The sequence below is a fragment of the Exiguobacterium sp. Leaf196 genome, assembly GCF_001423965.1.
Taxonomy (GTDB): domain Bacteria; phylum Bacillota; class Bacilli; order Exiguobacteriales; family Exiguobacteriaceae; genus Exiguobacterium_A.
On the sequence record NZ_LMPV01000012.1, the window covers coordinates 144754 to 165142 of the forward strand.

The window sequence follows — 20389 nt, forward strand, 5'->3', positions numbered from 1 at the left end:
TATACAGAAAGAAGTCCGCGGATATCGCGGACTTCTTAAGCGGATCAAGACTGGACTGTACGATGTGCAGCGTGATCAGTTGGTCCGACGTATTCATTCAAACGGAATGAATGACGAATCGCAGAAGTGATAAAAGATTTTGCTGTACGGACAGCAGCTTCTACCGATGCACCTTTTGCGAGTTCGGCCGTGATTGCTGCAGAGTACGTGCAGCCGGCACCGTGCGTGTACGGTGTCTCGATTCGTTCGTCCTCAATCAGGATAAACTCTTTTCCGTCATAAAGCACGTCAACTGCTTGTGGATGGTCAATCTTACTGCCACCTTTAACAAGAACGTATTGCGCACCTTTTTCATGAATCCGCGCTGCTGCAAGTTTCATTTCGTCTATCGTTGCTGGCGTTTTACCAAGACCCGATAATTGACCTGCTTCAAAGACGTTCGGTGTGACGACTGTCGCAAGTGGTGTCAAGATATCACGAAGTGCGTTCGCTGTATCAGGGTTTAGCACCTCATCCTCGCCTTTACAGACCATAACAGGATCGATGACGACGTTTTGGACGCCGGATGATTTGATTTTTTCGGCAACGGCTTCAATGATTTCGACAGTCGGGAGCATTCCCGTCTTCATCGCATCAACACCAATACCTCCAAGGACCGTGTGGATTTGTGTCCGGACGAGTTCTGTGTCGATTGGGTAAACCGCATGATGCCAAGAGTGATCAGGATCTTGAGCGACGATGACCGTCAAGGCATTCATTCCGTAGACGCCAAGTTCTTGGAACGTCTTTAAATCAGCTTGAATGCCAGCTCCACCACTCGTGTCGGAACCAGCAATCGTTAAGGCTTTACGTTTTGTCATGGGGCATTCCTCCTAAAGAAATAGACAATCCTTCTTGTTCTTCATGATAGCGAATTATGGGAAAAACAACAACTGTCGACGCTTCTAGCGTAGACAAAACCCCACCTATCTTGAATAGGCGGGGTGCGTACTTATTTAATGAATAAGAAGTCGAGAATATAGTAGATCATAGCAGCTAAAGCCATTGAAATCGGCAATGTGATGACCCATGTGATAAGCATGCGTTGCGCTGTTCCCCACTTGACACCTTTCTTACGGTGCGATGTACCTACACCTAAGATGGCAGATGAGATGACGTGTGTCGTCGAAACAGGAAGATGAATCGCCGTTGCACCAAAAATGATTGCTGCTGATGTTAAGTCAGCTGCTACACCATTGACTGGACGGATTTTCATAATTTGACCACCGACGGTTTTGATGATGCGCCATCCACCGACAGATGTTCCGAGACCCATTGCGATCGCACAGGAAAGTTTAACCCAAGTGGCAACTTCGTGATCCGTTTGGAAACCAGACGAAATCAAAGCGAGTGTGATGATCCCCATCGCTTTTTGCGCATCATTCGTACCGTGTGTGTACGATTGTAATGCAGCAGTTGCGATTTGGACGTGGCGGAAGCGACGATTCGTTTTCGCCAAATTTCCTTTTTTGAAGATGATTTTAAAGACTGCATATACGATGAAACCGAGTGTAAAGGCGAGTACTGGTGAAATCAGCAAAGCTTCAACGATTTTCAAGAACCCTTTTGCTTCGATGCCACCAAATCCAACAGAGGCAACAGCTGCACCAGCAATCGAACCAATCAGTGTATGCGACGAACTTGACGGAATACCAAAGTACCAAGTCAAGAGATTCCAAGCAATGGCTGAAATCAAGGCAGCGATGACGACATAGCTCCCGTGTTCAAGTGTTGACGGGTCAACGATGTCACCAGAGATCGTTTTTGCGACTCCAGTGAATGTGATTGCACCTAGGAAGTTCATCGATGCAGCCAAAATGATGGCATGGCGTGGTTTCAAAGCGCGAGTCGATACAGCAGTCGCGATTGAGTTCGCTGTATCGTGGAAACCGTTGATGAAGTCGAAGCTAAGTGCGAGAATCACGATTATGGCGGTGATGATAAACAGGCTATCCATCTCGTTAGCTCCTCACTTAAGCGTTTTTCATGATGATCGTTTCAATGACGTTAGCTGCGTCTTGGCAGTAGTCCGCGATTGATTCGAGCGATTCATAGATTTCTTTGTATTGAATGATTTTAATTGGATCTGTTTCTGTTGCGAACAATGCTTTGATTGATTTACGGCGTAAGTTGTCACAAATCGTCTCTTGTTCTTTGATTTTAATGACGTGTTCACGCATCGGTTGCAATTTACGTGCAACAAGAAGATCCATTGACGTTGCGAGTTCTGAAACAGCGATGTTGATTTCATCAACGAACTTAATCATGTGCTCGTCTGCTTGAACGATATTGTAGATTTCGAAAATAGCAGAACATTCTTCAAAGCCATCTAAGACGTCATCGAGTGCGTTAGCGAGTGCGAGTAAGTCTTCGCGATCGATTGGCGTGATGAACGCGTTGTTCAAGTCGATGATCAACTGATGCATCAAATCGTCCCCAGCTGTTTCGAAGTCTTTTACTTTATGTGCAAATTCTTTTACATCCGCGATGCCGTTGATTTTAAAGTCAACGAAGAATTGCGAAGTCGTTTTTAAGTGTCCTGCGATTTCTGATAATTTAACTGCGAATGGATCTTGTTTTTTACTAAACATTTCTTCTGCCTCCATATTAAGAACAAGAATAGAATAGTGAAGCAACTTCACGAGTTCGATTGTAGCAGACGGTATTGTAAAAGAATACATTTATGAAGCGTCTTTACGAAATCTTAATAAATCTTAATATGAAGGTGATTGTAGATTTAATAAATTATCTGACAATAGGAGATTACATGTGTACTTAATTGAAATAGGTTGGATTGCGTTGTGATTACAAGCGAATGTCTTGTGATTGTAAGAATAAAAGCGCATCAGAAGTGGGAAAAGAGGATATGGCGTATGAAAATCGAATGATATGATTAAGTCTGCGTAATTAGGTAAAAGAGGAGGATTTTATTATGCTCGTTCAAAGTTTATGTATCCCGAAGCACCAATGTGTCACGATTTCCGAAACAGCGACGATCCGTGAAGCGCTTGACACGCTTGAAAAAACCGGATACCGATGTGTCCCGGTTCTTAGTCAGACAGGACAGGATTTCAAGGGGAATATCTATAAGATGCACATTTATCGTCATGGGATGAATGGTGGCAGTTTAGACGACAATGTCATGTCGCTGATTAAGAATACATCCAAATACATCTATACAGGAAGTAATTTCTTTGAAGTCTTCTTCTCAATTAAGGAATTACCGTATATTGCGGTCTTAAATGACGACGGTCATTTCTTCGGTATCTTACCGCACGGGAAGATGCTTGGAATGCTTGAGGAAGCGTGGAATCGTGATTCGGGAAGTTACGTCTTAACGGTAGCCTTAAGTGAACAAAAAGGGGCGCTCGAGAAAATTTCGAAGATCGTTAACAAATATTCAACGGTGGCGAGTCTGATGACTCTCGATGCAAAGAGTAGTGTCATGCGTCGCGTATTAATTACGTTACCAACGGATTGTGACGAGAAGACGAAGAAAAAAATCGTGAAGAAACTTGACGACAAGGGTCTTCGTGTCGTCGCTGTTGAAGATTTAGCTGTTCGTGTATAATGGACCCGCATAAGACCAGTCATGACTGGTCTTTTTTTGAGGGAAAGGAAGGATAGACGATGAAACTATTAGTAGTAGGAGCAGGTGCGATGAGTGAGGCGCTCGTTCAAGGGTGGGTCGCTTCTGGATTTAAGCGTGAGGACATTACGATGACGAATCGCAGTGGTGGAGCACGCTTGACGGAAGTCGCGGCGCGACACGGCATTCAAACAGTCGAGCAAGAAGATGTCTCCTTATATGATGTCGTCATGCTTGGCATGCAACCCGATGGTGTACTTGCCTACGTAGCAAACCAACAATGGACGCATCAAACGATCGTTTCGATTGCGGCTCATATTACACCGGACGAAATCGAACGGTTAACGGAACGTCCGACAGTTGCTGTCATGCCGAATACACCCGTTGCCCATCGATTAGGAATGACTGGACTATGGTTCGGCTCACGCGTGAACGAAGAGATCCGAAGTGTAGTCGAGGCATTATTTGAACGTGTCGGAGAAATCGCGGAGGCAAATGAAACAACGATGCCAGCGTTCATGGCGGCAGCTGGATGTAGTCCAGCATTCTTCTATGAAATCGTAGCTGGTATGGTACCAGTTTTGACGGATGCCGGTTTTGAAGAGGGAAATGCACGTCGAATCGTTGCTCAAGCGATGAAAGGTTCAGCTGAAATTCTCATGCGTTCTAATGAGAGCACAGATCGTCTCATTGCTGACGTTGCAGCACCTGGTGGACCGACGGATCGTGGTGTCCAAGTGTTACGGGAGCGTCACCTGTTCGAAACGATGCAAGCGGCGCTACGAGAGAGTGCACGTGAAGCAAACGAATAATCCACTTCAGAACGCTTACGTATAATAAAATGCGTAAGCGTTTTTTTTGTTCACGAAAGTTTCACGTGAAACATAAGCAAAGCGATTGCATCTCGAAATGAGAATCCGTACACTATAAAAAGAAACCGTCCAGACGGTACAGTAAAATAGATAGGAAAAGGGGGAGGCTTTTGGCTAGTGCAAAAGCACAAGAGACACGTCGCCGGATTCTTGAAGCAACGACAGCGATCATATTGCAACAAGGCTTTACTCAGCTAACGCTCGATGAAGTCGCGAAACAGGCAAATGTCTCGAAAGGTGGACTATTGTATCATTTTGCTTCGAAAGAAGCGTTGCTGATGGGAGTCATCGAAGCGCAAGAAGCACGTCAATTTGAACTGTACGAACAGCATCAGTTGACGATGGGACCGATGGAAGCGTTCGTGACGTTGCAAATCCAGCAGCAAGAGGAATTCCACCTCGACATGGATGCGCTTCTTTACTTATTGTCCTTGTTAAAGGATCACGCGACGTTCGTCGAGGAACGAAAGCGACAAGTTGAGCATTTCTTCCGCCAACTGACAGAACAGATGGATCCGGTTGAGGTGTTATCGATTCGTTTTACATTAGACGGTTTGAAACTGTCGGAGCATTTTCAGTTCGGTGCACCTTCTCCGACTATCCGACAACGATTGATTCAGCAATTAATAGAACGTGCACGACAATTAGACAAGCAAATTGAAGAGTGAAGGAGAACCATACGATGAAAAAGATCATCCAGTTTTCGGTGAACAATAAGTTTGCCCTCTGGCTTATGACGATCATCATCACAGTTGCCGGTATTTATGCGGGAACATCGATGAAGCTTGAGACATTGCCAGACATCACGACACCAACCGTGTCCGTGACGACGATTTATCCGGGTGCTACACCAGAACAGGTTTTAGATGAAGTCAGTCGAGAACTTGAAAGTAAGGTCGAAAATTTACCAGGTGTCGATACTGTACGTTCGACGTCCTTCCAAAATGCATCGAACTTACAAATTGACTACAACTTCAGTACAGACATGGAAGAAGCAGAGCAAAAGGTAAAAGAAGCTCTTTCAAACGTAGAACTACCAGAAGGTGTCCAAGAGCCACAAGTATCACGGATTTCCTTTGATGCATTTCCAGTCATCGGATTCGCTGTCTCAGACAAGGAACGCTCTCTGTCTGAGTTGACGAAACTCGTCGAAAACGAACTTCAACCGAAGCTTGAGGGAATCGAAGGTGCTCAAACGGTTCAAGTTGCAGGTCAAGAAATTCGTCGAATTGAGATTCAATTTGATGAGAAAAAACTCGAACGTTACGGTTTAACAGAAGAGAATGCGAAACAATTAATTCAAGCTAATGATTCACGTTTAGCGCTTGGTTTGTACGAGCTAGGAGATAAAGAACAGGCAGTTGTACTAGATGGAAAAGCAACGACGGTCAAAGAATTAAAAGATCTTCGTCTTCCATATACACCGCCAGAAGCGAATACTCCTGAAGCAGGGCAAGCAGGGCAAGCAGGGCAAGCAGGGCAAGCAGGGCAAGCAGGGCAAGCAGGGCAAGCAGGGCAAGCAGGGCAAGCAGGGCAAGCAGGGCATCCCAAACGACACCGTTGACAGGTGCTACGTCGGGACAAGCAACTCAAGCACCAACACAAGTACCAACACAAGTACCAACTGTCACGTTGTCGCAAGTCGCGACGATTGAAGACAAAGGGATTGAAGAATCGATTTCTCGTTCGAATGGCGAAAGATCGATCGGTGTTCAAGTGACGAAATCGCAGGACGCAAATACGGTTGATGTCGTCAATGGCGTCAAGCAGACGATTAAAGACTTTGAAAAAGAAAACGGTTCGGTCAATGCATCTGTGACACTTGATCAAGGAAAACCAATCGAGGAATCCGTTTCAACGATGATTAGTAAGGCACTGATTGGTGCATTATTTGCCATCGTCATCATTTTGCTGTTCCTTCGAAACATCAAATCAACGATCATCGCAGTCATTTCGATTCCACTATCTCTTCTGATGGCGATTCTTGTGCTGAAGCAGATGGATATTTCTTTAAATATCATGACGCTTGGGGCAATGACGGTCGCAATTGGTCGAGTCGTTGATGATTCCATCGTCGTCATCGAAAATATTTACCGTCGTTTGACGGATCCGACAGAAAAGTTAAAAGGAAAAGAACTGATCATCAGTGCAACACGAGAAGTATTCATTCCAATCGCATCGTCAACGGTCGTTACGATTGCTGTATTCTTACCGCTCGGATTTGTTACGGGATTCGTCGGAGAACTCTTCTTACCGTTCGCATTGACAGTCGTCTTTGCACTATTTGCGTCCTTGATCGTAGCGGTCACGGTCGTTCCGATGTTTGCGGACTCGCTCTTTAAGCGCGGTAAGGCACCAAAACCAGAAAAAGAAGAAGGTGGGAAGTTAGCGAACGGTTATCGTCGTATGCTGAATTGGTCGTTGAACCATAAATTCATCGTCTTTGGACTATCCGTCCTACTATTGATCGGAAGTTTTGCACTTGTACCAACAATTGGTGTCAACTTCTTGAATCAAGAAGGAGAAAAAACACTATATGTCACGTACAATCCAAAACCAGGACAAACGTTGGATGATTCGTTAAAAGCAGCTGATCAAGCAGAAGATTATTTCAACAAACAAAAAAATATCGACAATCTTCAGTTTACCGTCGGTGGAGAAAATCCATTGAACCCAGGGAATACAAAACAAGGTGTCTTCATCGTCCAGTATGATCCAGACACAGAAGATTTCGCAGATGTTAAACAGACAGCAATCAAGCAGTTGAATGCCGACATTCCGACAGGAGAATGGAAAGAGCAAGACTTTAGTGGTGGAGCTGCGTCGTCAGGTGTCTCGTACTCGATCTTCGCGAATAACATTGAAGATTTAGAAAAAGTTACACCGAAATTCGTCGATGCGATCGAAGGCGAAACGAAATATGTTCGAAAAGTAACGACAGATTTAAAAGAAGCTTATACGCAGTATACGTTCGAAGTCGATCAGCAAAAAGCGGCTGAGTTCGGTGTTTCAACAGCACAACTCGCACAAGGTATCGCGAATGTCCAAGGTGAGGAAAAACCACTTTCTACTATTAAGGTGGATGGGAAGGAACTCGATGTCATCGTTCCAAACGAACAAACGACATATGATTCGATACGAGACTTGGAAGAGACAGATGTCGTGACACCACTTGGTGTTCGTAAACTGTCCGATTTTGTTGAAGTGAAAAAAGGAACGACACCTGACTCACTCAACGAACGCGATGGAAAACTCGTTGCTACTGTGACAGCAGAACTGAAAACGGATAAAGCAACAGAAGCTTCTCAAGCGATTGAAAAATCCGTCAAGAATATCGATCGTCCAACGGGTGTCTCATATGAGCAAGGCGGAGTTACTGAACAGATCCAAGAATCATTCACACAACTCGGTCTAGCAATGGCAGCAGCTGTAGCCATCGTCTATCTCGTCCTTGTCATTACGTTCGGAGGAGCATTGACGCCACTCGTCATCTTGTTCTCACTTCCATTCGCAATCATCGGTGGGCTCGTTGCACTTCTGATTACAGGCGAGACGATTTCTGTATCGTCCTTAATCGGTGCCTTGATGTTGATTGGGATCGTCGTGACAAATGCGATCGTCTTGATCGACCGTGTCATTCATAAAGAAGCAGAAGGTTTATCGACGCGTCAAGCACTACTCGATGCAGCAGGTACACGTTTACGTCCAATCTTGATGACAGCCCTTGCGACGATCGGTGCCCTTGCACCACTCGCCCTTGGACTCGAAGGTGGCGCATTAATTTCAAAAGGATTAGGCGTGACGGTCATCGGTGGACTTACAAGTTCGACATTGTTGACACTTCTTATCGTTCCAATCGTGTACGAATTCTTAGCACGTTTCCGAAAAAAGAAGTCAATTGATTCTTGAAAAAACGATTAAATCACTAAAACGGACAGATATGCAGAAATGGCGAGAATAAGCCATTCAGCATATCTGTTTTTTTGTTTTGTTACAAAAGTATTACAAGAAAGAATTCGCGTTAAATAATTGTAACATGATGAAAATCTGGAACGTGATAGGATAAAAACAGAAATTATCTGACAATTCAAGTGCATATTATACTCATACATAAGAGGAGAATGAATCGATGAAAACTGTCACTCGCGTTTTGCTAACCTTAACGTTACTAATCAGTAGCTGGACACTCGTTCCGTCATCAACACAAGCCGCAACGAGTAAGAAAGTCACGATCTCCGTGGATGTGTTAAATATCCGAGCGAAAGCGACAGCATCGAGTAAGCGAGTCGGTCAATTGAAACTTGGACAGTCCGTGGAAGTGAGCGGAAAAGTGAAAGATTGGTACCAAATTCGTCATCAAGGAAAAACAGCGTATATCGCTTCGATGTATACGAAAGCATACAATGCAAAAGCAACAAAAGGATTGAGCAAAACAGGGTCAACAATCGTATCGGTAGCGGAAGGTCTTAAAGGACGTCCTTATGTTTTTGGCGCGACAGGACCAGTTAGCTTCGATTGCTCTGGATTTACACGTTACGTCTATCAAGCACTAGGAAAATCACTTCCGCGCACAGCAGCTGCTCAGTATTCATCGACGAAACGTACAGCTCCTGGCGCCGGAGATTTCGTCTTCTTTACACACGGTAGTGGCATTCAGCACGTTGGGATCGCTGTCGATGGGAGTACGATGATCAATGCGAACTCGTATTATGGAAGAGTTGTCAAAGAATCGTTCCGTGGAGGCTACTGGGGATCACGGTATGTAGCAGCAGGGGCACTTTAAACGAAATGAAGCGACGAATTCAAATCGATGAACTCGTCGCTTTTTTATATGGATTCAGGTATAAGGAAGAACGGTCGTTCCAGCAATGAACGTTGACGGTACTTCGATTTGCGGACGAATATTCATATCGTTTCGAACTGTTAGCTGAAAAGCATGTCGTCCGATCGTGGCATACGGAATCGCGATCGTTGTCATCGATAAGACTTCAGCGAGTTCACTTCCATCAAAGCCAATGACAGAGAGATCTCCCGGGACCTGATAGCCTTGTTTTCGTAGTTCCAAGATCAGTCCCGCGGCAACGTGATCACTGGCAGTCAAGATGGCGCTCGGTCGTTGTTTCTGTTGCATCCAGCGCCTTGCGACGTTCGCACCATCTTCGATCGTCAAGGTCTGTTCATAGACGAACGCGTCACTGACAACTTCTTGATACGCATGTTTACGCGCCAAACTATTCGTACTGTCGGGGCGCCAGAGACAAATACCAATGCTTGTATGTCCTTGTTGTCGTAGATGTGCAAGTCCCTGTTGAAAGGCCGTATAGTGATCGATATAGACAGCAGCGACGTCTTCGTGGTGTTCACAAAAGACAATCGGTCCATAGCGTTCGTACGGTAAAATCGCTGATAACGGAAGGCTGTGCGACACGACGATGAGTGCGTCGATCTCCTGTTGCGCTAGCGCATCAAGAGCGAGTTGCTCATGCGTTTCCACATAATTCGTTTGCCATGTCAAGAAACGATAACTGGCGTCAAAAGCCGCTTGTGCGATGCCTTGGAGAATGGCGGCGTGATATGGATGATCAACGAATGGGAGCATGACACCGACCGTCTTCGTCATGCCCGTCGAAAGATGGACAGCGGTTTGATTACGGATATAGCCAAGTTTTACTATCGCTTCTCGGACAGCTTGTCGCTTCTCGTTCGCCACGTATGGGTGATCATTTAGTACACGTGAGACTGTCGTGACGGACACGTTTGCTTCACGTGCCAAGTCTCGGATGTTCGTCATCGCGCATCCCTCCTTTAGGTCTGGCGAGATAATCGTTGTTCAAGTCGGCGCCAATCCTGTCGGGAGACGGGAGCCGAGAATGGAGATGTCTGTTCAGCCAATTCATTGATTTTTGAGAGCAGTCGTGTTTTTTCTTGAGGAGACAAATCAGGATATTGATCAACCAACGTGTGTTGACACAAATAATAGCCTGCTGGTGTGTGCAATTGTTCAATCGCCCATTCAAAAGCAACATTCCGCTTGAATAGCTGGGTTAACCGAGTATGGATCGACATGATGATTACCTCCTTTTTAGTGTATATCAAGACGATAGGGTATGAAACGCGTTTCACGGCAAGAACTATTTTTGAGCAATGGATTGATTGAGAAAATTCAGCAAGAATTGACCGAGTAGACAAAGAAGTCTATGATTGTGACGATACAACACAAAGAGGGGCGAACGTAAAATGGAATCGACAGACTCGAAGCTGGCATTAAAAATGCTCGTTGTTCTATCTCGGACGATGCATGCGGTGACGGAGCAAGTAAAGGCAGACATCAAAACACATCAGTTGAATTTATCGGAATTCGGAGTCCTGGAATTGCTTTACCACAAAGGGGATACGCCTTTACAACAGATTGGCGATAAAATTCTGTTAACGAGCGGCAGTGTGACGTATGTCGTCGATAAACTCGAAAAGCGTGGATTGATTGCGCGAAAATCATGTGCGACGGATCGTCGTGTCACGTTTGGAACATTAACGGAAGCTGGACGCGAACTGATGGAAGAGACATTCCCGAAGCATGAAGCCTTTTTAGCAGACTTGTTCAAGGATTTGTCAGTGTCGGAAAAGGAACAGTTGATTGATCAATTGAAACGAATCGGTTTACGAGCCGAACATTATACGCCGCTCGAAAATGCATAAGGATTAGCACTCATATGATGGAAAAAGCTCAAGTCACGGACTTGAGCTTTTTTTCTACAATCAGAAGTCAAACTAATTGACAAACGAAAAGGCGGTTGGTATGTTTAGTTACAGAATTTACTTTAAATAAAAGGGAGAAATAATAATGACTAAATTACTTTATGTAACTGTTAACCCAAAAGCTACAGAACACTCTTTCAGCCTTCAAGTCGGTGAAGCATTCCTCGAAAGCTACAAAGCAGCGAATCCTTCAGCTGAAGTAGAAGTTCTTGACCTATATAACGAAACAGTCCAAGAAATCGACACAGACGTGTTAAGCGCATGGGGCAAATTCGCAACAGGCGAAGAATTAACAGAAGTGGAGATCGCAAAAGTTGGTACGATGACAAAACATCTCGAACAATACATGGAAGCAGATGAGTATGTCTTCGTCACACCAATGTGGAACTTCTCTTTCCCAGCACGTCTCAAAATGTACATCGACAGCGTACTTCTTGCAGGTAAAACATTCGCTTACACTGCAGAAGGTCCTAAAGGTTTGATGGAAGGCAAAAAAGCACTCCACATCCAAGCGACAGGTGGCGTGTACACAGGATCTGGTCTTAACTTCGGTGATGACTACCTCCGTCAAGCACTTGCTTTCACTGGTGTAACAGACTACGATGCCCTCTTCATCGAAGGTATGGCGATGAACCCAGAAAAAGCAGAAGAAATCAAAGAAGCAGCAATCGCAAAAGCGAAAGAACTCGGTCGTTCATTCTCGACTGTCAACGCATAAGATAAGCGTAAAAAAGGCTCCCGCCGTGTCGGGAGCCTTTTTGTATTTGTATTGAGTTAAGAGAGCGTTGATTTTTTGCGAAGCACAAGCGTCAGGAAGAGCAACAAATCTTTTAATTTCTCAAAGCCGCGGGGATGCGTCGAGATACGATAGAGCCACTCTAGCTTGAGGCGACGGAATAATTTTGGAGCACGCTTACTATGTCCGGACCAGACATCGAATGCACCACCGACACCGATGAAGATGCCGTGATCGACTTGATCATAAACAGAAGCGATCCATTCCTCCTGTTTTGGCGCACCGAGTGCGACGAGGATAAGATCAGCTTGTGCTTCTGCGATCGCTTGCGTTGCTTCCTCTGTCTTTCCAAAACCGTGAAACGTTCCGACGAAGCGGATGTTCGGAAAACGAATCGATAACTGATGGATCAACGATTTCATAACTTCCGGGCGTCCACCAAGCAAAAAGACACGCTTCTTCAGTGCATCTGCCGTCCGCAATAGTTCACGTGCCGTCTCGATCCCTGGCAATGTCGCAGTGAGGGGCGCTCCCATTCGTTTACTGGCAGCGGTCACACCAATTCCATCTGGTGTGATAAACGTCGCCTGCCGTAAAATGGCTTCGTAAGAAGGTTCGCGCAATGCACGCAACACGAGCTCAGGATTCGCCGTGACAAGAAAGGCTTTTCCGCGGTCGTGTAAGATTGTTTTAATATGGGTATACCATTGCGAAGGTGTCGCATCGACGAATGGTAGTCCAAATAATTGTTTTGTCTGAATCATAGTTTCCCACCTCATCATCCATCATAGCAGAATCAAGACGTACGAACAGCGACTTGAGACTGAAAAAGGAGCGGATCCATGTGCATCCATCTTGGCAAACGGTGTTAAAAGAAGAAAAGGAAAAACCTTATTTTCAGGAGTTGTGGGCTTTTTTGAAGGAAGCCTATCAAACGACGACCGTCTATCCTCCGAAAGAGCGGATCTTTCATGCGTTTGATGCGGTCGCACCGGAAGACGTCCGGTGCGTCATTTTAGGACAAGATCCCTACCATGGTCCACGACAAGCGAACGGACTCAGCTTTTCTGTCCATGACGGAGTTCCGATCCCGCCGTCCCTTCGAAACATGTATAAGGAACTCGTCGCGGATATCGGTTGTCCGGCTCCTACATCCGGAAATCTCGAAGCTTGGTCACGACAAGGTGTCTTTTTACTGAATACGTCGCTCACGGTTGAAGAAGGAAAAGCGGGATCGCATGCTAAAAAAGGCTGGGCATCATTCACGGATCGGGTCATTGAAGTCCTAGGAACACAGACACAACCGATCGTGTTCATCCTATGGGGAAATCACGCGAAGAGTAAAAAGGTGCTGATTGATACGAATCGTCATCTTGTTCTCGAAGCCGTTCATCCAAGTCCTTTATCAGCGAGCCGAGGATTTTTCGGTAGCAAACCTTATTCGCAAACGAATGCTTGGCTGAAAGAGCAGGGAAGAGAACCAATTGACTGGTGTTTATCGTAAAATCAAAAGCGTGTGTTCCGTTGAATGCGGAACACACGCTTTTTTGAGTTACTCAGTGACTTGAGATAGTCGGTTCTTCATCCATCATGAACTTTTCGACGACGAGGGCGACACCATCTTCATCGTTTGAAGCAGTCATATACTGAGCTTTTTCTTTAACGGTATCGGCTGCATTCGACATCGCGACGCCAAGACCTGCCCATTCGATCATCGATAGATCGTTGTTGCCGTCTCCACAAGCAATGACTTCTTCCTGAGCGATACCAAGCTTCTCAGACAGTAAGGCAAGGCTTGTGCCTTTTGTGACACCGTCTTCCGTGAATTCAAGGAAAAATGGCTTTGAGCGAGCAACCGCGAGTTCCCCTGCAAGCTCTTGTTGAAGCGTCTGCTCGACCCGCGCGAGGTGTGTCTCTTCTGCCATCATTAAGCACTTGACGACAGGTGTTTGAATCGCTGTTTTAAAATCAGCGACGGGAATGATGTCCATACCAGTCAATTGTCCTTCGAGTGTCGTATACTCATTCGGCTGTTCTGTCAGAATCTCATGTCCGACATACGTGTGAATGTAGACATCCTCCCGTTTACTTACATCATAAAGACGATGGACCGTCTCCGGAGAGAGGGTACTGAGGAAAAGTGATTCGTTCGTTTTGCAATCGATGATCGAAGCTCCGTTGAAGCTCAGGATGTAGCTTCCGTATCGTGCGAGTTCTAGTTCTTCTGCAAGATCAAGCATCGCATATGTCGGACGACCGCTTGCAAGAACGACTTTCTTCCCGCGACGTTGCGCAGCAAGTAAGGCTTCTTTCGTACGTGGTGAAATCGTATGATCACTTGTCAACAAGGTATCATCTAAATCGAGAACAATCATTTTGTACGTCATACATTCAAACCCCTTTCAATTATCTGTATATCGTAACAACTTGTGTCCCATTCGACAATATACTCTCCATTGAGAGAGTATGATAAAGTGGAAACAGAGCCCGTACGGAAAGGATTCCAACTTTATGAAATATCTCTTCATGATCATATCAAGTCTATTATTAGCAGGATGCAGTACGATGTTTCCGCATCCCGCCTCTCTACTCCAACATCCGTCCCTTCCGGCATGGGAGCAGTCGTTGAAAGAGCGGATTGACCGCGATTTGCCGAAACAGGCAGAAATCGTGGCGCCACGAAATCAAGCAGTATCCCGTCTATACGAACTCGTTGATTTAGATCGAAACGGTAAGGATGAGGCGATCACCTTCTACCGTAGTGAGCAGGATGGACGTTTCACGATTCATCTTCTCGTTCATGAACGACAAGGTGAAAAATGGCGACTTGTGACACGGCAGACAGTTGCTGATGGGCGAGCCATCGATCGACTCGAAGTCGTATCTGACGCGCAACATAAACAAAACCATTTAGTCATCGGGATTACCAGTTATGGTGAAAACACGTTATATATCATTGAACAGCTGTTGTCGAAGCAACGAGATGTCACGAAGGTGGATCGGTATGACCGCCTGTCGGTGGATGATTTGAATCAAGATCGCGAGCGAGATATGGTGCTTCTACAAAAGGGAAGTCCATCTCGTTTGATCTATTATAAGGATATCTTGTCGAAAAAGCGTCAAGAGACGACGCTAGCGACAAAAGATGGCGATTTATTCGCAGAACATGATTTATTTGAAGTCGATACGATCAATGCTGCGCGCAATAAAGGCTTGATTGTCTCTTATACACGTGATGCTAAGATGCACATCGCATTATTCCGTTTAGCGAACGATACGTTGGAACAAGTGCGCTTCGGTCAAGTCGATGAGATCGTTGAACCGATGTATACGTTTCCGAAGGATGTCGATCAAGACGGAATCGTCGAGTTCGGTCATCAATATACGCCGGGCGGTAGTGAAGGGCGTGAAGGTGAGCCGAAGCCACGTATCACCGCGTACTACACATGGAATGGATCGGACAATCCGCCATTTCTTGAGAGTGGATTCGAACTACGGGAAGAGCAGTACATTGATCAGGAATACAATTTCGTTATGCGTTTCCCGGCCAATTGGGCGACACGGGAAACGATCGAAAAACGTGAAAATCGCGTTCGTTTCATCAATCGGGATACGAAGCAGGTTGATTTTGAATTAGAGATCATTCCAAAGAATCAATACATTGCTAGTGACCAAAAACGAAAAATTAAAGAGGGCATCGATTATGTCTATGTGATCGATGCGACGAAGGATTATGAAATGTTCGTCAATCGTGTCACACTCGTGGAATAAAGAATCAGGGGGAGAAAAGAATGACCAAAATACTAGTAGCCGAGGATGAACACGCGATTCGCAGTTTCATCGTCATCAATTTGAAACGGGCAGGCTATGACGTCATTGAAGCGGAAAACGGAAAAGAGGCACTCGCGCAATTTGATCAACAAACCTTTGATATTCTGTTACTGGATATCATGATGCCGGAAGTCGATGGTTTCGCTGTCTGTGAACAGGCGCGGGCGAAGGATGAAGTGGTCGGGATCATCATGCTGACGGCACGGACGCGAGAAGAAGATAAAGTCATGGGACTAAGCGTAGGGGCGGATGACTACATCGCGAAGCCGTTCAGTCCAGCAGAATTACTCGCACGTATCCAGTCGCTGTTACGACGGGTAGAGACATTACGCCGCAGAAAACAGCCGCGTGAACTTGTTTCTGGACCGTTCCGAATTGATTTAGGAGCGAAGCGTGTCCAAAAAGACGGCATTGACGTCGAAGTGACGCCGACTGAATATGATTTACTTTGTCATTTCATTAAAAATGAGGATCAAGTCATGTCGCGAGATGAACTACTCGATGCGGTATGGGGCGAGAACTATTTCGGCGATCGAAAGACAGTCGATGTCAACATTCGCCGTCTTCGTCAAAAAATCGAAGAAAATCCAGCGGAACCGAAGTTCATCGAGACACTGTGGGGACATGGATACAAGTGGCGTAACGAAGAATGAAGCGCCAGATATTAATGCGGTTCATGACGATCATCACGGTGACGGTCCTACTTGTCATCGGGATTCTCTCATTCGTGACCTATAACTATTATTACGTGACGGCGACGGATGTCTTGAAACGTCATGCGAATGCGAGTGCGGTGTTGTTTGCAAATAGTGGTCTCGCTTATGATTACACGGATTCAGAAGCGACGATTCATGATGTACTCGATTCTTATGCCTATCCAGATGCAGAAATCGAAGTGTTGGATGCGACAGGCATTCCGCGTTATTCCTCGACAGGGTTCATTTCGCAACGTAAATTGACGCGAGAGGCAGTCAATCAAGTAAGAGCGGGTCAAACCGTCACGAAACGATATGACGATGAGGCGACGGGAGAGCATTTGCTGGAAGTGACGGAACCTGTCGTGTCATTCGGTCAGACGACGGGAGCGCTCCGTTATACGACATCGCTTGAACGAATCGACCGACGTGTGATTGAAATTTGTTTAGCGATCGTCCTCTTGGGTACAGTAGTTTGGGGACTTGCCTTCATTTATTCCTCACGTCTGGTGTCTTCGATCGTTCGACCTATCCAAGAGGTAATCGGTGCGTCGGACCAAATCGCGAAACAACATTACGACGTTAAGGTGAACGAGGAGTATTCGTTCGAACTTGGAGAACTAGCACGGACGATCAATTATATGGGGCAACAGATCAAACAACAGGAAACATTGAAAGATGAATTCATTTCGGGTATCTCCCATGAGTTACGGACACCGTTGACATCGATCAAAGGCTGGAGTGAGACGTTACTCGTCGAACAGGATCAGTTGCCGGAAGAGGCGTCGCTTGGGATAGGCATCATTCATTCAGAGACGGAGCGTTTGATTTCGCTCGTTGAACAGTTACTCGATTTCTCAAAACTCGAGACGAGTCGTCTCGTCCTATACCGTCAGGAAGTCAACTTAACGGAAATCATCGAGACCGTCGCAGCGCAACTACGTCAAAAGCTGGAAGAGAAAAATGTTCAGATTGTGCAAAAGTTACCGGCGCAAGTCATTGGTCTATACGACGAAAACCGATTGAAACAAGTCTTCTTGAACCTGCTTGATAATGCAATCCGTTTTTCACCAATTGGAGGAGCGATTACGGTTCGACTCGTTCGTTCCGAGCGTGTGTTATTCCTTTCTTTCAGTGACGAAGGACCTGGTATTCCGAAAGAACACCTACGTCATGTCACGGAAAAGTTTTATCAAGTGCAAAAAGGAAAGGGCGGAACGGGACTCGGGCTATCGATTTGTCGAGAGCTTGTTGAAGCACATGAAGGCAAGCTATTCATCGACAATCAGCCAGAAGGCGGCGTCATCGCGACGATTCTGCTCCCTGTCACGAAAGCGTAAACACTCAGACAGGCAGAGTGAAACAGAAACTGGTAAAGTAAAGTGGATTATAGTACGAAATGGATCAGATGATAGGAAACGGAGGAATCAGTCATGGCACTTGGTGTTTCAAATGGTACGCTTCAACCGCTCTCCGGAAAACCGAATGCGGTATCTACTCAAACCGATCTACAGGATATGAAAATGCGTCCGCTCCCGTTCAAAGGAACGCTTGCGGATTCGAAGTTCCACCTCTTACGTATTCTACAAAGCCTCGACCGAGTCAAAATCGTTAAGGAGGAAGGAACATACATCCATGCCATCTTCACGAGTAAAGTCTTTCGCTTCAAGGATGACGTCGAATTTTACTTCGATGAAGCCGCGCAAGTGATTCATTTCCGTTCGGCATCACGTGTCGGATACTCTGACTGGGGCGTCAACCGTAAACGGATGGAAGACATCACACGTCGGTATGAGGAGGGTTTGCGATGAAGACCTATCAATTAGTTGTCATCGGTGGTGGTGCAGCCGGAATGACGATTGCTGCCGGTGCAGCAAGTCTTGGTGCACATGTTGCCCTGATTGAACGTCATGCACATCTAGGTGGAGATTGTCTCCATTATGGTTGTGTTCCTTCAAAGGCTTTGATTGAAGCCGCACACGACGTGCACGTCATGAAGCGGACGGCTGAAAAATACAACGTGACGCTGAACGGAGACGCGGTCTATTCCAAAACGAAAGCAAGCGTTGATCGTGCGCGTAACATCATTCAATCACATGATGGAACGAAACGATTTGAAGATCTTGGTGTCGATGTCTATATCGGAGAAGCGACATTCCTTAGTGCACATGAAGTCGAAGTAGCGGGACAGCTTGTCGTTGGTGAAAAGTTTGCGATCTCAACAGGATCCCAACCGATCATTCCACCGATTGATGGACTAGATACGATCGATTATTTAACGAACGAGACGATCTTTGAATTAACAGAGCGTCCTGAGCGGCTGCTCGTTATTGGTGGTGGGGCGATCGGTCTTGAGCTGTCGCAAGCTTACGCGCACCTCGGAACGGAAGTCACAGTTATCGAGGGCATGAAGACGCTGCTCGGAAAAGAAGATCGTGACATGGTCGAAGTCATTCAACGTCAGCTCGAGCAAGAATTGACGTTGCATCTCGATACGAAGGTCACGCATGTCCGCAAGTCAGCTGGAGGCATCGAAGTGACGGTCGAAGCAAATGGGGAATCACGTGTCATCGAAACGGATGCCGTTCTTGTCGCGGTCGGTCGTAAGCCACGCATCGAGGCGTTACGTCTTGACCGGGCTGGTGTTCATGTCGAAAAAGGATTCGTCCAAGTCGACGGTTCGCTCCGGACAAGTCAGCGGCATATCTTTGCCGTCGGAGATACGATTGATTCCTTACCGTTTACGCACGTCGCAGGACTAGAAGGAAAAACCGTCGTCACAAATGCTTTGTTCGGTTTACGGACGAAACCTGATTATCGAGCGGTCCCGTGGGTAACATTCACAACGCCTGAATTGTTCCATCTCGGTTTGACAGAAGAAGAAGCACGTAAGAAACACGGTGACATCAAAGTCTACCAGACGGGTCTCGATGAAGTGGATCGTTTCGTCATCAATGGTCAGACGGAAGGGCGCGTCAAGCTCATCGCCGATAAACGCGGGAAACTGATCGGGGCACATGCGATCGGAGAACAAGCCGGCGAGTGGATGCAAGAAGTCGTCTATGCAATGGCACGTAAAGATAAGGTCGGTCAACTGTCACGTGTCGTGCATCCGTATCCGATTCGTGGTGCTGCTGTTCAGCGTGCTGCTGATGTCTACTGGCGTGAGCGTTTATTCGCTGGTCCGATCCCAAAATGGTTGAAACGTTATTTCGACTGGAAACAAGGAGAATGATTCATGCAACAACCTGCTACTAAACGGAATTTTGTCCCACTCGTCATCCTGTTGACTCTTGTCATCAACCTACTCGTGGCTCTCTTATTTTTTGCGCCACCTGTACAAGTCGACTCAGGATTCGATTGGACGTTACTTCCTTTTTTGAACGCCATCTTTAATAGTTTTACCTTCATGCTGTTGCTCGGCGCATGGATTTCGATTCGTCGCGGTAACCGCGTGAATCATCGCCGCTTCATTGGTGGTGCGATGACGACGACGACGCTATTCTTGATTTCATACGTCACGTACCATGCAGTCAGTGAATCGACGAAGTTTGGTGGAGAAGGATTTGTTCGTCCGATCTATTTCTTCATCTTGATTACGCACATCATTCTAGCTGCAGTCATCGTCCCGCTCGTCTTGATGTCACTTGCACATGCTGTGAATCAAAATTTCGAAAAGCATAAAAAATGGACACGCTTTACGATGCCGCTTTGGTTATACGTCAGCTTCACTGGCGTCATCGTCTATATCATGATTCGTCCGTATTATTGAAAGAGGCTGGGACATAACTCAGTTTCACAAACGAAAGGCCCTCGAAACGTGTAGTCGTTTCGAGGGCCTTGTTCTATGACGAAAAACCGATTCTGAATA

Annotated in this window: 20 protein-coding genes and 1 pseudogene; 14 read left to right on the top strand and 7 right to left on the bottom strand. The window is 46.0% G+C overall.

Features of this window, described 5'->3' with window-relative positions; genetic code table 11:
• Positions 1–44 precede the first annotated feature (44 nt).
• The 3 genes from pdxK to ASG02_RS14940 form a co-directional block, all read right to left on the bottom strand.
• A complete protein-coding gene (pdxK, locus tag ASG02_RS14930; RefSeq protein WP_056064846.1) occupies positions 45–860 on the bottom strand; it encodes a pyridoxine/pyridoxal/pyridoxamine kinase in 816 nt (271 codons plus the stop codon).
• 131 nt (positions 861–991) lie between these two features.
• On the bottom strand, positions 992–1996 hold the full coding sequence (locus tag ASG02_RS14935; protein WP_035412015.1) for an inorganic phosphate transporter: 1005 nt from the start codon (positions 1994–1996) through the stop codon (positions 992–994).
• 16 nt (positions 1997–2012) lie between these two features.
• Positions 2013–2630, bottom strand: coding sequence for a DUF47 domain-containing protein (locus ASG02_RS14940; protein ID WP_035412018.1), 618 nt, complete (start codon positions 2628–2630; stop codon positions 2013–2015).
• A 341-nt stretch (positions 2631–2971) separates the two neighbouring features.
• Between ASG02_RS14940 and cbpA the strand changes: the two genes are divergently transcribed.
• From cbpA to ASG02_RS14965, 5 genes and pseudogenes are all read left to right on the top strand, one after another.
• Positions 2972–3610 carry a cyclic di-AMP binding protein CbpA gene (gene cbpA / locus ASG02_RS14945; protein ID WP_035412021.1) on the top strand — a complete coding sequence of 213 codons (639 nt, stop codon included), beginning with the start codon at positions 2972–2974 and terminating at the stop codon, positions 3608–3610.
• Between the two features lie 59 nt (positions 3611–3669).
• Positions 3670–4440, top strand: coding sequence for a pyrroline-5-carboxylate reductase (locus ASG02_RS14950; protein ID WP_035412024.1), 771 nt, complete (start codon positions 3670–3672; stop codon positions 4438–4440).
• A gap of 170 nt (positions 4441–4610) precedes the next feature.
• On the top strand, positions 4611–5168 hold the full coding sequence (locus ASG02_RS14955; protein WP_035412025.1) for a TetR/AcrR family transcriptional regulator: 558 nt from the start codon (positions 4611–4613) through the stop codon (positions 5166–5168).
• A 14-nt stretch (positions 5169–5182) separates the two neighbouring features.
• A pseudogene (locus ASG02_RS14960) lies at positions 5183–8409 on the top strand (efflux RND transporter permease subunit).
• Positions 8410–8629: 220 nt separating this feature from the next.
• Positions 8630–9283 (top strand): C40 family peptidase, encoded by a 654-nt coding sequence (locus ASG02_RS14965; protein WP_056064848.1) that lies wholly within the window; start codon positions 8630–8632, stop codon positions 9281–9283.
• Between the two features lie 54 nt (positions 9284–9337).
• On the opposite strand, the gene ASG02_RS14970 is transcribed toward ASG02_RS14965, so the two are convergent.
• Positions 9338–10291: a LacI family DNA-binding transcriptional regulator gene (locus tag ASG02_RS14970; protein ID WP_035412034.1), complete on the bottom strand. Its 954-nt coding sequence runs from the start codon at positions 10289–10291 to the stop codon at positions 9338–9340.
• Between the two features lie 14 nt (positions 10292–10305).
• Positions 10306–10566 (bottom strand): hypothetical protein, encoded by a 261-nt coding sequence (locus tag ASG02_RS14975; protein ID WP_035412036.1) that lies wholly within the window; start codon positions 10564–10566, stop codon positions 10306–10308.
• 171 nt (positions 10567–10737) lie between these two features.
• On the opposite strand from ASG02_RS14975, the gene ASG02_RS14980 reads away from it, so the two are divergent.
• Positions 10738–11196 carry a MarR family winged helix-turn-helix transcriptional regulator gene (locus tag ASG02_RS14980; RefSeq protein ID WP_035412039.1) on the top strand — a complete coding sequence of 153 codons (459 nt, stop codon included), beginning with the start codon at positions 10738–10740 and terminating at the stop codon, positions 11194–11196.
• Positions 11197–11341: 145 nt separating this feature from the next.
• Positions 11342–11974 (top strand): NAD(P)H-dependent oxidoreductase, encoded by a 633-nt coding sequence (locus ASG02_RS14985; protein WP_023469709.1) that lies wholly within the window; start codon positions 11342–11344, stop codon positions 11972–11974.
• Between the two features lie 56 nt (positions 11975–12030).
• On the opposite strand, the gene ASG02_RS14990 is transcribed toward ASG02_RS14985, so the two are convergent.
• Positions 12031–12756, bottom strand: a complete 726-nt coding sequence (locus tag ASG02_RS14990; RefSeq protein ID WP_035412042.1) for a WecB/TagA/CpsF family glycosyltransferase — start codon at positions 12754–12756, stop codon at positions 12031–12033.
• A gap of 80 nt (positions 12757–12836) precedes the next feature.
• Between ASG02_RS14990 and ung the strand changes: the two genes are divergently transcribed.
• Complete coding sequence (gene ung, locus ASG02_RS14995) at positions 12837–13496, top strand: uracil-DNA glycosylase (RefSeq protein WP_197026245.1); 660 nt, start codon at positions 12837–12839, stop codon at positions 13494–13496.
• 52 nt (positions 13497–13548) lie between these two features.
• Here ung and ASG02_RS15000 read toward each other — a convergent pair whose 3' ends face one another.
• Positions 13549–14379 carry a Cof-type HAD-IIB family hydrolase gene (locus ASG02_RS15000; protein WP_056064851.1) on the bottom strand — a complete coding sequence of 277 codons (831 nt, stop codon included), beginning with the start codon at positions 14377–14379 and terminating at the stop codon, positions 13549–13551.
• Positions 14380–14503: 124 nt separating this feature from the next.
• Here ASG02_RS15000 and ASG02_RS15005 point away from each other — a divergent pair, with 124 nt between their 5' ends.
• The 6 genes from ASG02_RS15005 (at position 14504) to ASG02_RS15030 (ending at position 20290) form a co-directional block, all read left to right on the top strand.
• Positions 14504–15763, top strand: coding sequence for a hypothetical protein (locus tag ASG02_RS15005; RefSeq protein ID WP_235514052.1), 1260 nt, complete (start codon positions 14504–14506; stop codon positions 15761–15763).
• A gap of 20 nt (positions 15764–15783) precedes the next feature.
• On the top strand, positions 15784–16476 hold the full coding sequence (locus ASG02_RS15010; protein WP_035412051.1) for a response regulator transcription factor: 693 nt from the start codon (positions 15784–15786) through the stop codon (positions 16474–16476).
• Entirely contained in the window at positions 16473–17858 is a 1386-nt protein-coding gene (locus ASG02_RS15015; RefSeq protein ID WP_056064858.1) for a cell wall metabolism sensor histidine kinase WalK, read from the top strand. Before ASG02_RS15010 ends, ASG02_RS15015 begins: the two co-directional genes overlap by 4 nt.
• A 93-nt stretch (positions 17859–17951) precedes the next feature.
• Complete coding sequence (locus ASG02_RS15020; RefSeq protein ID WP_056064860.1) at positions 17952–18329, top strand: DUF1499 domain-containing protein; 378 nt, start codon at positions 17952–17954, stop codon at positions 18327–18329.
• Positions 18326–19753 carry an NAD(P)/FAD-dependent oxidoreductase gene (locus tag ASG02_RS15025; RefSeq protein WP_035412058.1) on the top strand — a complete coding sequence of 476 codons (1428 nt, stop codon included), beginning with the start codon at positions 18326–18328 and terminating at the stop codon, positions 19751–19753. The genes ASG02_RS15020 and ASG02_RS15025 overlap by 4 nt, the downstream gene beginning before the upstream one ends.
• A 3-nt stretch (positions 19754–19756) precedes the next feature.
• Positions 19757–20290, top strand: coding sequence for a DUF420 domain-containing protein (locus ASG02_RS15030; protein WP_056064864.1), 534 nt, complete (start codon positions 19757–19759; stop codon positions 20288–20290).
• The last annotated feature ends 99 nt before the right edge of the window (positions 20291–20389 follow it).

Bases quoted from the DNA above. Each gene is read 5' to 3' on its own strand.
- pdxK (WP_056064846.1), bottom strand. From the start codon at position 860: ATGACAAAACGTAAAGCCTTAACGATTGCTGGTTCCGACACGAGTGGT.
- ASG02_RS14935 (WP_035412015.1), bottom strand. From the start codon at position 1,996: ATGGATAGCCTGTTTATCATCACCGCCATAATCGTGATTCTCGCACTT.
- ASG02_RS14940 (WP_035412018.1), bottom strand. From the start codon at position 2,630: ATGTTTAGTAAAAAACAAGATCCATTCGCAGTTAAATTATCAGAAATC.
- cbpA (WP_035412021.1), top strand. From the start codon at position 2,972: ATGCTCGTTCAAAGTTTATGTATCCCGAAGCACCAATGTGTCACGATT.
- ASG02_RS14950 (WP_035412024.1), top strand. From the start codon at position 3,670: ATGAAACTATTAGTAGTAGGAGCAGGTGCGATGAGTGAGGCGCTCGTT.
- ASG02_RS14965 (WP_056064848.1), top strand. From the start codon at position 8,630: ATGAAAACTGTCACTCGCGTTTTGCTAACCTTAACGTTACTAATCAGT.
- ASG02_RS14970 (WP_035412034.1), bottom strand. From the start codon at position 10,291: ATGACGAACATCCGAGACTTGGCACGTGAAGCAAACGTGTCCGTCACG.
- ASG02_RS14975 (WP_035412036.1), bottom strand. From the start codon at position 10,566: ATGTCGATCCATACTCGGTTAACCCAGCTATTCAAGCGGAATGTTGCT.
- ASG02_RS14980 (WP_035412039.1), top strand. From the start codon at position 10,738: ATGGAATCGACAGACTCGAAGCTGGCATTAAAAATGCTCGTTGTTCTA.
- ASG02_RS14985 (WP_023469709.1), top strand. From the start codon at position 11,342: ATGACTAAATTACTTTATGTAACTGTTAACCCAAAAGCTACAGAACAC.
- ASG02_RS14990 (WP_035412042.1), bottom strand. From the start codon at position 12,756: ATGATTCAGACAAAACAATTATTTGGACTACCATTCGTCGATGCGACA.
- ASG02_RS15000 (WP_056064851.1), bottom strand. From the start codon at position 14,379: ATGACGTACAAAATGATTGTTCTCGATTTAGATGATACCTTGTTGACA.
- ASG02_RS15005 (WP_235514052.1), top strand. From the start codon at position 14,504: ATGAAATATCTCTTCATGATCATATCAAGTCTATTATTAGCAGGATGC.
- ASG02_RS15010 (WP_035412051.1), top strand. From the start codon at position 15,784: ATGACCAAAATACTAGTAGCCGAGGATGAACACGCGATTCGCAGTTTC.
- ASG02_RS15015 (WP_056064858.1), top strand. From the start codon at position 16,473: ATGAAGCGCCAGATATTAATGCGGTTCATGACGATCATCACGGTGACG.
- ASG02_RS15020 (WP_056064860.1), top strand. From the start codon at position 17,952: ATGGCACTTGGTGTTTCAAATGGTACGCTTCAACCGCTCTCCGGAAAA.
- ASG02_RS15025 (WP_035412058.1), top strand. From the start codon at position 18,326: ATGAAGACCTATCAATTAGTTGTCATCGGTGGTGGTGCAGCCGGAATG.
- ASG02_RS15030 (WP_056064864.1), top strand. From the start codon at position 19,757: ATGCAACAACCTGCTACTAAACGGAATTTTGTCCCACTCGTCATCCTG.